Origin of the sequence: Nocardia sp. No.11 (genome assembly GCF_038752175.1) — a bacterium.
GTDB lineage: Bacteria > Actinomycetota > Actinomycetes > Mycobacteriales > Mycobacteriaceae > Nocardia > Nocardia canadensis.
The window spans coordinates 1-10316 of the sequence record NZ_JBCGFB010000168.1; the positions used below are offsets into that span (position 1 = coordinate 1).

At 70.2% G+C, this 10316-nt stretch carries 10 protein-coding genes and 2 tRNA genes; 6 read left to right on the top strand and 6 right to left on the bottom strand.

Annotation, left to right across the window (positions count from 1 at the left end; translation table 11 throughout):
* Positions 1–215 precede the first annotated feature (215 nt).
* A tRNA-Pro gene (locus V8688_RS29400) sits at positions 216–292 on the bottom strand.
* A gap of 41 nt (positions 293–333) precedes the next feature.
* A tRNA-Gly gene (locus V8688_RS29405) sits at positions 334–404 on the bottom strand.
* Positions 405–1102: 698 nt separating this feature from the next.
* On the opposite strand from V8688_RS29405, the gene V8688_RS29410 reads away from it, so the two are divergent.
* On the top strand, positions 1103–2059 hold the full coding sequence (locus V8688_RS29410; RefSeq protein ID WP_110039617.1) for a GGDEF domain-containing protein: 957 nt from the start codon (positions 1103–1105) through the stop codon (positions 2057–2059).
* 57 nt (positions 2060–2116) lie between these two features.
* Here the strand turns inward: V8688_RS29410 and V8688_RS29415 are convergent, their stop codons facing one another.
* Positions 2117–3334, bottom strand: coding sequence for an MFS transporter (locus V8688_RS29415; protein WP_342802160.1), 1218 nt, complete (start codon positions 3332–3334; stop codon positions 2117–2119).
* A gap of 92 nt (positions 3335–3426) precedes the next feature.
* On the opposite strand from V8688_RS29415, the gene V8688_RS29420 reads away from it, so the two are divergent.
* Entirely contained in the window at positions 3427–4059 is a 633-nt protein-coding gene (locus V8688_RS29420; RefSeq protein ID WP_342802161.1) for an XRE family transcriptional regulator, read from the top strand.
* On the opposite strand, the gene V8688_RS29425 is transcribed toward V8688_RS29420, so the two are convergent.
* Both V8688_RS29425 and V8688_RS29430 read right to left on the bottom strand, forming a co-directional pair.
* Positions 4010–4813: a DNA-formamidopyrimidine glycosylase family protein gene (locus tag V8688_RS29425; RefSeq protein ID WP_218721490.1), complete on the bottom strand. Its 804-nt coding sequence runs from the start codon at positions 4811–4813 to the stop codon at positions 4010–4012. The two genes, V8688_RS29420 and V8688_RS29425, sit on opposite strands and share 50 nt — an antisense overlap.
* 50 nt (positions 4814–4863) lie before the next feature.
* Positions 4864–5337, bottom strand: a complete 474-nt coding sequence (locus V8688_RS29430) for a ribose-5-phosphate isomerase (protein ID WP_019045753.1) — start codon at positions 5335–5337, stop codon at positions 4864–4866.
* 348 nt (positions 5338–5685) lie between these two features.
* Here V8688_RS29430 and V8688_RS29435 point away from each other — a divergent pair, with 348 nt between their 5' ends.
* A complete protein-coding gene (locus V8688_RS29435; protein WP_342802164.1) occupies positions 5686–6603 on the top strand; it encodes a M48 family metallopeptidase in 918 nt (305 codons plus the stop codon).
* Positions 6604–6649: 46 nt separating this feature from the next.
* Here V8688_RS29435 and V8688_RS29440 read toward each other — a convergent pair whose 3' ends face one another.
* A complete protein-coding gene (locus tag V8688_RS29440; RefSeq protein ID WP_218721491.1) occupies positions 6650–7294 on the bottom strand; it encodes a DsbA family protein in 645 nt (214 codons plus the stop codon).
* A 144-nt stretch (positions 7295–7438) separates the two neighbouring features.
* Between V8688_RS29440 and V8688_RS29445 the strand changes: the two genes are divergently transcribed.
* The 3 genes from V8688_RS29445 to V8688_RS29455 all read left to right on the top strand — a co-directional run.
* Complete coding sequence (locus tag V8688_RS29445) at positions 7439–8659, top strand: FAD-dependent oxidoreductase (RefSeq protein WP_342802162.1); 1221 nt, start codon at positions 7439–7441, stop codon at positions 8657–8659.
* A gap of 107 nt (positions 8660–8766) precedes the next feature.
* The gene (locus V8688_RS29450) at positions 8767–9162 is read left to right on the top strand and encodes a YciI family protein (protein ID WP_218721493.1); all 396 of its coding nucleotides are present in this window, start codon (positions 8767–8769) and stop codon (positions 9160–9162) included.
* The coding region (locus V8688_RS29455) for a DUF6596 domain-containing protein (protein ID WP_342802163.1) at positions 9159–10316 on the top strand (1158 nt) is incomplete at its 3' end. The genes V8688_RS29450 and V8688_RS29455, both read left to right, overlap by 4 nt.

Here is a 10316-nt window from a genome sequence, read left to right on the forward strand (position 1 = left end):
CGCGCTGCCCCCGGCCGCCTCGATGGCGGCGACGGTGTCCGCGCAGGCGGCGGCGTCGAGATCGAGCACGGCGACGGCGAATCCGTCGGCGGCGAGTTTGCCGGCGACGGCGGCGCCGATGCCCCGCGCGGCACCGGTGACGATCGCGACCCTGCGTTCCGTGGACATGTGCACTCCTACCGCGCTAGCACAACTGTGAGCTGGGCGAATGGTGATGGTCGGGGTGACAGGATTTGAACCTGCGACCCTCCGCTCCCAAAGCGGATGCGCTACCAAGCTGCGCTACACCCCGAGACCTCGGGGCTGCGACGCCGTCGAGGGAATTCATGTTTGAGCGGGTGACGGGAATCGAACCCGCACCATCAGCTTGGAAGGCTGAGGTTCTACCATTGAACTACACCCGCAGGCATACGACATCGATGGGATCGCCACGATGTCGTGTGCGCCACGACTGTACCGAATCCCGCGCGAGAAATGCCAATCCGCCCCCCGGCGAGCACGGCGACGCGCCCCGCCCCGCGGTGACGACTCCGCCGGCGCCGATGCCCGATTAGGGCCTAATGACCCTATCCACGCGAACCCCCTCCCGGCCACGATGGTGGATGCGCGCCCATGGGGACCGGCGCCTGCTCCACCGGGGGAATAAATAGGAGAATTTTCCTTAAAAACCTGGCACGTGGGCGGCGAGTAGGCCACCATGAAATGGCGCGTGACGGGCTCCTTGTCGGGGGGAGTCGTGGTCACTCGGCCACCTCGTCACGACTCGCCCTTGGGCCAGGAGGAACCTCATGACATGGCAACGACCGCCACCTCGAGATGGGCTCTACGCTGCAGGTTTCGGTCTTCCCAAAGTTTTTTCGGGAAGTGTGTAACGCCGGAGCGCCTGCAGCGATGTCATAGCCGATCGCCATTCGCGAGAGACCTGCAACGCGTTCTACGACGCGACTTTTCGGTCTCGGGTGGCTTGCTAGGATCCTTTTTGCCGGACGGGGGTATCTGGAAAGGGGGCGGTGAGCGTGTGCCGAACTCGGTGGACTCAACCGCGTAGCAGTGCGAACGATCGAGGTGGCGAGCTCGTCGCCACCTACCGCCGGTGATGTCGATGACTGTCCACATCGAGCCACCGGTCGCCGCGATGGCCCGCGCCTGGGCCCGCGCGGTATGCGCCGAACCGGGATCGTCCACGGCGCCGCACCAGTTGGAGCCGGTGCTCGTCGAGATCGTCGAGCGGCTGCTGCATCTGGCGCGGACCGAACCGTTCCCGGTGCCACAGGCGCGGATGCTCGGCGCCCGGCTGGCCGAGGCGCCCTTCGAACGAACCAGGATGCTGGCGCACGCCACCCGCTGGCTGCTCGGCTTCCCTTCCGGCGTGCCCGGCTCGCTGGTGGCCACCCGCTGGCCGCTGGTCGCCAGTCAGGCCATCGACAGTTACGCGCAGGCGTTGCAGGAACGGGCGCTCGCGCAACAGGAACAGAACATCTCGGCGAAAGTGTCGCTGCGCGTACAGGAGATCGCCGCGCTGCAGCACCGCTTGCGCCACGAAGCAACCCACGACGCGCTGACCGATCTGGCCAACCGCACGTTGCTGCAGGAACGGGTACGGGCCTTCGCGGCCGACCCGACCCGCGGCGTCGGTGTGCTGGTGGTCGACCTGGACCGGTTCAAGCAGATCAACGACGGCTACGGACACGCGATCGGCGACGAGGTCTTGGTCGAACTGGCCAACCGGTTGCGCGAGGTGTGCCCGCCCGACACGGTGATCTGCCGGTACGGCGGTGACGAGTTCGTCGTCGCCGCCAACCCGCGGCGCGACACCCTCGGCGAACTGGCGCACCGCGTGGTGGCGGCGCTGCGCGACCCGGTGTGGTCGAGCGCGGGGCCGGTACCGGTCTCGGCGAGCGTGGGCACGGCGTTCTGCGCGCCGGGAAAGACGTGCGATTTCACCGATCTGCTGCGTCGCGCCGACCGCGCGATGTATTCGGCGAAATCCGCGGGCGGGCGGCGTTTCGCGCTCGCCGAATCGGGCGACCCGGAACTGGGAACCGCGGTCGCGGGCTGAGTCGGATCGCGAAGCCTGCACTTCGCGTTCCGGCTCAACCCCTTTCGATGACAGTAGTCAGGCAGTGCGCTCGGATCCGGCTCGACGTGTCGCGTCGAGCCGGATCAGCGGCAGCGCCGCGACCGCGAGCACCGCGCCGATCAGGCTGACCGAGGTGAGACCGCCGCCGTGCGTGAGAGCGGCGGCGGCCAGCACCGGAGTGCCGCTGATCCCCAGCTGGAACGCCGACACCGTGGTGGCCCCGGCGAGCGTGGGGGCCGCGGCCGCGATGGTGAAGACCCGGCGGTAGAGCGCGGGATTGAGGACGAACGCCGCGACGCCGAGCGCGAAGACCGCCGGCACCACCACCCACGCCCGGTCCATCGCCGCCGCGAGCACCACCGACAGCAGTCCGATGGCGATCGTCCCGGCCAGCAGCGCGGTATGCGGTCGCCGGTCGGCGATCCGGCCGCCGATGGACAGGCCGACGAACGCGCCGATGCCGAACAGCGCGAGGACGGCCGGGATCCACACGGCCGCGATACCGGTGACCTCCCCCAGCAGCGCCGCCAGATAGTTGAACGTGATCATGTAGGCCGCGGTGCTCAGGATGGTGATCGCGTAGATCCCCCACAGCACGGGCGTTCGCATCACCGCGAGCTCACGGCGCACCTGCGGCCCGGCCCCGGACTCCGTTGCGCCCGTGGGTATTCCGAGCAGGCAGCCGAGCAGTCCCGCGAGGGTCAACAGCACGACGGCGACGAATCCGCCGCGCCAGCCGAGGACCTGGCTCAGCAGCGTCCCCAGCGGACCGCCGACCACCATGGCCACACTGAGTCCGCTCACCACGACCCCGGACGCGCGCCCGACGCGGTCCGGGGTCACCAGCCGGACCGCCATCACCGACGCGACCGCGAAGAATCCCGCGTAGGCGACGCCGGCGACCACCCGCGAGATCAGCAGCACCCGATAGTCACCGACCAGCCCGATCGCGATACTCGCGGCGAACACCGCTTGGGTCACCAATAGTGCCGACCGTCGCGGCAGACGCAGGCCGAGCACCGCGCACGGCGGTCCACCGAAGACCACGCCGAGCGCGAACGCGGTGATGAGCAGGCCCGCGGACGCGAGCGGCACCCCCAGATCGAGCGCGACGTCGGGGAGCACCCCCGCGAGCAGGAACTCCGCGCTGCCCATCGCGAACAGGCTGAACCCCAGCAGATATACCCCCGTCGGCAGCCGGTCGCTCGTCCGCGCGACCGGAGTGATTTTGTCCGTTTCCCTTGTCGAATCCATCTCGGATCACCTCCGCGACGAGCATCGCGACCTTCTTGCTCGATCAGCAAAGAACCTTGCCGTTTCCGGGACGGATGGATTCCACTGGGTGGATGGAGGATCAGCCGACCGTAGGCGCGGTGATCGAGCAGATCGGCCCGCGATTGCGCCGGGCCAGGGACAAGCGCGATGTCAGCCTGGCCGCGCTCGCCCGCGCCACCGGCGTCTCGACGAGCACGCTGTCACGGCTGGAATCGGGGCAGCGCAAGCCGAGTCTCGAACTGCTGCTGCCGATTACGACGGCGCTGGGCATCGGCCTCGACGAGATCGTCGCGGCGCCACGCGTCGTCGATCCCCGGGTGGCGCAGGAGTCCACCGACAACGGCGGCCGGACGCTGATCCCGCTCTCCCGTCATCCCGGGGAGCCCCGGGCCTACAAGATGGTCATCCCCGCCCGCGACGCCGAGCCGTTCCCGCGCGTTCACGACGGCCACGAATGGCTGTACGTGCTGCGTGGACGGCTGCGCGTCCGGCTCGGTGACCACGAATTCGTCATGGGCGCCGGTGAGGCGGCCGAGTTCGACTGCCGGATCCCGCACTGGTTCGGCGCGGCCGGCCGCGGCAGTGTCGAGATCCTGAGTCTGTTCGGCGCGCACGGCGAGCGCATCCACGTCAGAGCGAGTACCCCCGGCGGGCTCAGCGCGGTTGGCAGGTCGGGCACCAGAAGAGGTTTCGCCCGTCCATGACGCCGTGCGCGATCGGGGTCGCGCACACCCGGCAGGGCTCGCCCTGGCGGCGGTAGACGTAGGTGCGCGGCCGGTCCTGAGCGTAGGACGGTGCGCCCGTGTCGTGTTCGGGCCGCACGACGTGCATGCGGCCGGTGGCCACACCGACCGGCATCAGCGCGACGAGGTCGGCCCACAGCGCGTCCCATTCGGCGGCGCTCACCGAGGTGCCGGGGCGGAACGGCGAGATGCCGTGCCGGAAGAGCACTTCCGCGCGGTAGACGTTGCCGACACCGGCGATCAGCGCCTGATCCATCAGCAGCGCGCCGATCGCCCGGCGGGAGCGGCGGATCCGCGCGCCCGCGCGTTCGTGGTCGGCGTCGGGCCGCAGCGGATCGGCGCCGAGGCGGGCGGTCAGTGCGTCGACCTCGGGCGGCAACAGCACCTCGCAGGCGGTCGGCCCGCGCAGGTCGGTGCCGAAATCGGTGGCGGCGCCGAGCATCCGCATCCGCACCTGACCGACCGGTGCCGCCATCGGCAGCTCGGCCTCGCTGAAGGTGCCGTACAACCCGAGGTGCACGTGCACCGTCAGCCCGGACGCGTAGTGGTGCAGCAGGTGCTTGCCGACCGCCTCGGCCGACTCGAGCACCTGCCCGTCCACCATCGCCGCGCCCTCGGCGAAGCGCCCCTGCGGGCTCGAAACCCGCACGGCGCCACCGGCGAACCGTTCCTGATGCAGGCGGGCGATGCGATGAAGGGTGTGCCCCTCAGGCAAGAAACACACCTTCCTCGATCTCGATCAACTCACGGTCGGGCGGGCGGCCCTCAGTACGCGGGGACCGCGGGGGCTTCGCCGGACTTCTCGTAGTCGGCGAGGATGTCGATGCGGCGCTGGTGGCGCGGCTCTTCCGACCACGCCTGGGCGAGGAACGCGTCGACGATGGCCAGCGCCTCGGCGGTGGTGTGCATGCGGCCGCCGATGCCGATCAGCTGGGCGTTGTTGTGTTCGCGGGCCAGCTTGGCGGTCTCGACGCTCCAGGCCAGGGCGCAGCGGGCGCCGGGGACCTTGTTGGCGGCGATCTGCTCGCCGTTGCCGCTGCCACCGAAGACCAGGCCGAGCGAGCCCGGATCGGCGACAGTGCGGCGGGCCGCCTCGATGCAGAAGGCGGGGTAGTCGTCGAGGGCGTCGTACTCGAGAGCACCACAGTCGACGACGTCGTGTCCGGCCTCCTGCAGATGGGCCTTGACGTGATTCTTCAGTTCGAAACCGGCATGGTCGGCACCCAGGTAAACGCGCATGGCTGCGATTGTGTCAGGCCCGCTTAGAGTCGTTTCATGCACCCGCACGAACCGCTTCAGCCGCCTTCGGCAGGTCCCCCACCGGGGCATTCCGGCCCACCCGCCGAGTCGGCACCGTCGCTCGACAAGACCACCGGCGACACCCCCGTTCCACCCCCGCACCCCGGCTCCGCGTCGTCTCCGTGGGCCCAGCCAGTCCCGCCGACCAGCGGTTTCCCGGCCCAACCGTACGCGCCCGCGCCCCAGTACCCCGGCCCGTATCCCCCGGTGCCGCAGGCCGGTTACCACCCGCCCGGCGGTCCGCCGATCCCGCCGCGGCATCAGCCGCGCGGGCTGTCTCCATACGGGATGCCGGCCCGGCATTCGTGGGAGATCCCGCTGCTGGTGGTCGTCATCATGTTCACGACGGTGGCGTATCTGCTCGTGGCGCTGATCCTGCTGGTCGAGTTCTTCGCCGAGCCGGTGCTCGACGACAAGGGACAGCCGGTCGACAGCGGTTCGATCCTGACCAGTCCGTATGTGCTGCTGCTGGTGTTCGCGCCGGTGCTGCTGTGGATGGGTCGTGGTCTCAACTACGCGACCCAGCGGATCAACGGCGTGAAGATGTCGCCGACGCAGTTCCCCGAGGGCTACCGGATGGTGCAGGAGGCGGCCGCGCGGTTCGGCATGAGCAAGGTGCCCGACGCCTATGTCGTGCTCGGCAACGGCCAGATCAACGCGTTCGCCTCCGGACACGGGTTCCGCCGGTTCGTCGTGGTCTACAGCGACCTGTTCGAAATCGGCGGCACCGCCCGCGATCCCGACGCGCTGGCCTTCATCATCGGCCACGAGGTGGGCCATATCGCCGCGGGGCACGTGTCGTATTGGCGCCAGCTCGGCATGTTCGTCGCGCCGTGGCTGCCGATCCTGGGGTCCTCGCTGATCCGGGCCCAGGAGTACACCGCGGACAACCACGGATTCTGTAATCGGTATCAGGGCGCGCCCGGCGCGATGGGGACGCTGGCCGCGGGCAAGTACCTCAACGCGCAGGTCGGTTTCGACGAGATGGCCGATCGGGCCGCGATCGAGAAGGGCGGGTTCGTCTGGCTGATCAACGCCATGTCCAGCCATCCGGTCCTCACCTGGCGGATGTGGGCACTGCGCGACCGCAGCAGGCACGGTCCGATTTTCCTGCGCCCGAGCGCGCCCCATCCCGGCGCGATCCCACCGCCGGGCGGCTATCCACCGATCACCGCGCCGCGCGCGCTCCCGCCGAAGCCGGTGTGACCACGGCGGGGTGCCGGACCGAGGAGTCCGGCACCCCGTTCGTCGCTCAGTCGAAGACCGGGTCCTCGGTCCGCGTGCGCTTGAGCTCGAAGAAGTGCGGGTACGAGGCCAGCGCGACCACGCCGTCCCACACCCGGCCCGCGTCCTCGCCGCGCGGAATGCGCGAGAGCACGGGACCGAAGAACGCCACGCCGTTGACGTGGATGGTCGGCGTACCCACATCGGGGCCGACCTTGTCCATCCCCGCGTGGTGACTCGCGCGCAGCGCCTCGTCGAAGTCGGTGCTGGTCGCGGCCTCGGCGAGCTCGGCGGGGAGTTCCAGCTCGGCCAGCGCGTCGGCGACGACCGCGGCCAGGCTCTCGGCGACGGAGTCGCGCTGGTACTCGTCCTTGCGCTCGTGGATGCGGGTGCCCAGCGCGGTGTAGAGCGGCAACAGGATCTCGTCGCCGGACTTCTCGGCGGCGGCGACGGCGACCCGGACCGGTCCCCAGCCCGCGGCCATCAGGTCGACGTAGCGCTCGGGCAGGTCGTCCTTGCCCTCGTTGAGCACCGACAGACTCATCACGTGGAAGCGCGCCTCGATGTCGCGCACCTTCTCCACTTCGAGGATCCAGCGGGACGTGATCCAGCACCAGGGGCACAACGGATCGAACCAGAAATCGACGACGTCCTTCGTGGCCTGATCGCTCACGATTTTCCTCTCGGGTCAGCTCGGCGGGGCGACGCGCCCACCGGTTGGTGCAACCCCGCGACGACCGGAATCGTTCCCGTGCGCCATCGCGCGCACTAGGCTCGAGGCGAGGGAGTCCGGTCGTCCGCGAGAAGGAGTCCGTTCATGAGCTCGAATCAGCATTTCGTCGTCATCGGCGGCGGACTCGGTGCAGCCAAGCTGGCCGAGGCTCTGCGCGCCAACGACTTCGACGGCCGGGTCACCGTGCTCGCCGCCGAGGAGGAGCTGCCCTACGAGCGGCCCCCACTGTCCAAACAGCATCTGGCCGGCACCCAGCAGCTGCCCGATTTCACCGTCGACCAGGGATCCTGGTACCGCGATCACCACATCGACCTGCGGCTGGGCACCACCGCAACGGCCTTCGATCCGGCCGCCCACACTGTGACGCTGCCCGACGGCTCCACGTTGACCTACGACAAGCTGGCGCTGGCCACCGGCTCACGTCCACGCATGCTGCCCATCCCCGGTGCCGCCGCGCCGAATGTGTACACGCTGCGCACGATCGGGGATTCGGAGGTGATCGCCGAGCTGCTGCGCTCGCACCGCAAACTGGTGATCATCGGCGCGGGGTGGATCGGGCTCGAGGTCGCCGCCCAGGCGCGCGCCAGGCAGGTCGACGTCACCGTGCTCGAGTCGGCCGAGTTGCCGCTGGTCGGCGTGCTCGGTCCGGAGATGGGCGCGTTCTACGCCGAGCTGCATCGCTCGCACGGGGTCGACCTGCGGACCGGTACCACCGTCGAGATGATCCTGACCGAGGACGGCGTGGCGACCGGCGTGCAACTCGGTGACGGCACCGTGGTGCCCGCCGAGGCGGTGCTGGTCGCGGTGGGCGCGGCACCCAATATCGAGGGCGCCCTGGCGGCGGGGCTCGCGACGAACGGCGGTGTGGTGGTCGACGCGGCGCTGCGCACCAGCGACCCGGACGTGGTCGCCGTCGGCGACATCGCCGAGCAGCAGCATCCGGTGCTGAACCGGCCCATCCGGGTGGAGCACTGGGCCACCGCGCTCAATCAGCCCGCCGTGGCGGCGCTGACCATGCTGGGCAAGCCCGCCTCCTATGATCGGCTCCCGTACTTCTTCAGCGATCAGTACGACGTCGGCATGGAGTACACCGGCTATGTCGGCCGCGATGACGACGTGCGCGTGGTGGTGCGCGGGGACCAGGCCGAACGCGAGTTCGTGACGTTCTGGCTGGACCCGCAGAACCGGGTCGTGGCGGGCATGAATGTCAACGTCTGGGACGTGACCGAGCGAATCAAGCAGCTGATCCTGGCGGGCGAGCCGGTCGATCCGGAGCGGCTGGCCGACCCCGACATTCCACTGTGATCCAGTTCACATCAAAGCCCGGAGCCGACGTGTCGAACGGCGCGCGCCGGCTCCGACCATGTCTCGAGCGCGCCCGCCGGGCGCCCGCGACCCCCAGGAGCTATGCGATGAAGTACATGCTGGTCAAGACCTACGCCGACGCCGCCTACTGCAGCACCCCGCTGCCCGAGTGGGCGCCCGAGGACATCGCCGCCCACATCGATTTCCAGCGGGCGCTGGGCGAACAGCTCGCCGCCGCGGGCGAACTCGTCGAGGCCCAGGGCTTGGCCGGACCGGATCAGGCACTGATCGTGGTCTCCGACGGCCGCTCGGCGCCGGTGGTCACCGACGGCCCGTTCCCCGAGACCAAGGAGTTCCTGGCCGGCTACTGGGTCGTCGACGTCGACTCGCGCGAGCGCGCGATCGAGATCGCCGCGCAGGCCTCGGCCGCGCCCGGGCCCGGCGGCAAGCCGATCGGCGAGTACATCGAGGTGCGCCAGGTCATGAGCGCGCCCGCGGAGTGAGCACGACGCCCCGCATCGAGGACCTGCTGCGCGAACTCGCCCCGCAGGTCCTCGGTGTTCTCGTCCGCCGGTTCGGCGATTTCGACCTGGCCGAGGACGCCGTGCAGGACGCGCTGCTGGCCGCGGCGACCCAATGGCGGACCGAGGGACTACCGGAGCATCCGCGCGGCTGGCTGATCCAGGTCGCCCAGCGCCGGATGGCCGACGCGGTACGCGCCGAGGTCGCGCGGCGGCGCAGGGAGACCACGGTGTTCGTGCGCGAGGTGCCGGTCGAGGCGAGCGGCCGCGACGACACCCTCGACATGTACTTCCTGTGCTGCCACCCCGATCTGCCGCCCGCCGGCGCGATCGCGCTGACCTTGCGCGCCGTCGGCGGCCTGAGCACCGCCGAGATCGCCGCCGCCTTCCTGGTCCCGGAAGCGACCATGGCGCAACGCATCTCCCGCGCGAAGAAGCGCCTGGCCGAATCGGAGCGTCCGTTCGCCGACGGCGCGCAGGACAGCGCGCGGCTGAGCGCGGTGCTGCAGGTGCTGTACGTGATCTTCACCGAGGGTCACACCAGCAGCGCGGGCGCGGGGCTGCGCCGCGGCGACCTCTCCGCCGAGGCGATCCGGCTGACCCGCGCGCTACGGGCCCTGCTGCCCGAGAACACCGAGGTCACCGGCCTGCTCGCCTTGATGCTGCTCACCGATGCCCGCCGGGCCACGCGCTCGGGTCCGCACGGCGAACTGGTCCCGCTGCACGAGCAGGATCGCACCCGCTGGGATCGCGCCCAGATCACCGAGGGGCTGCGCCTGCTCACCGCGACGATGTCCGCCGGGCTCACCGGGAACTACCAACTCCAGGCCGCGATCGCGGGCCTGCACGCCCAGGCCGCGCGCGTCCAGGACACCGACTGGGCCCGGATCCTGGTGCTCTACACCATGATCGAACGGGCGAACCCGAATCCGATGGTCACCCTGAACCGGGCGGTGGCGACCGCCATGGTGCACGGCCCGGCCGCCGGGCTCGCGGTCGCCGACACGGTGGCCGAGCCGCTGGCCCGCTCCCACCGGCTCGCCGCGGTACGCGGGCACCTGCACGAGATGGCGGGCGAGGACGCCGCCGCCGTCGCGCAGTATCAGCTGGCCGCGAAGCAGACGGCGAGCGTGCCG

Bases quoted from the DNA above. Each gene is read 5' to 3' on its own strand.
- V8688_RS29410 (WP_110039617.1), top strand. From the start codon at position 1,103: ATGACTGTCCACATCGAGCCACCGGTCGCCGCGATGGCCCGCGCCTGG.
- V8688_RS29430 (WP_019045753.1), bottom strand. From the start codon at position 5,337: ATGCGCGTTTACCTGGGTGCCGACCATGCCGGTTTCGAACTGAAGAAT.
- V8688_RS29415 (WP_342802160.1), bottom strand. From the start codon at position 3,334: ATGGATTCGACAAGGGAAACGGACAAAATCACTCCGGTCGCGCGGACG.
- V8688_RS29450 (WP_218721493.1), top strand. From the start codon at position 8,767: ATGAAGTACATGCTGGTCAAGACCTACGCCGACGCCGCCTACTGCAGC.
- V8688_RS29445 (WP_342802162.1), top strand. From the start codon at position 7,439: ATGAGCTCGAATCAGCATTTCGTCGTCATCGGCGGCGGACTCGGTGCA.
- V8688_RS29420 (WP_342802161.1), top strand. From the start codon at position 3,427: ATGGAGGATCAGCCGACCGTAGGCGCGGTGATCGAGCAGATCGGCCCG.
- V8688_RS29435 (WP_342802164.1), top strand. From the start codon at position 5,686: ATGCCGGCCCGGCATTCGTGGGAGATCCCGCTGCTGGTGGTCGTCATC.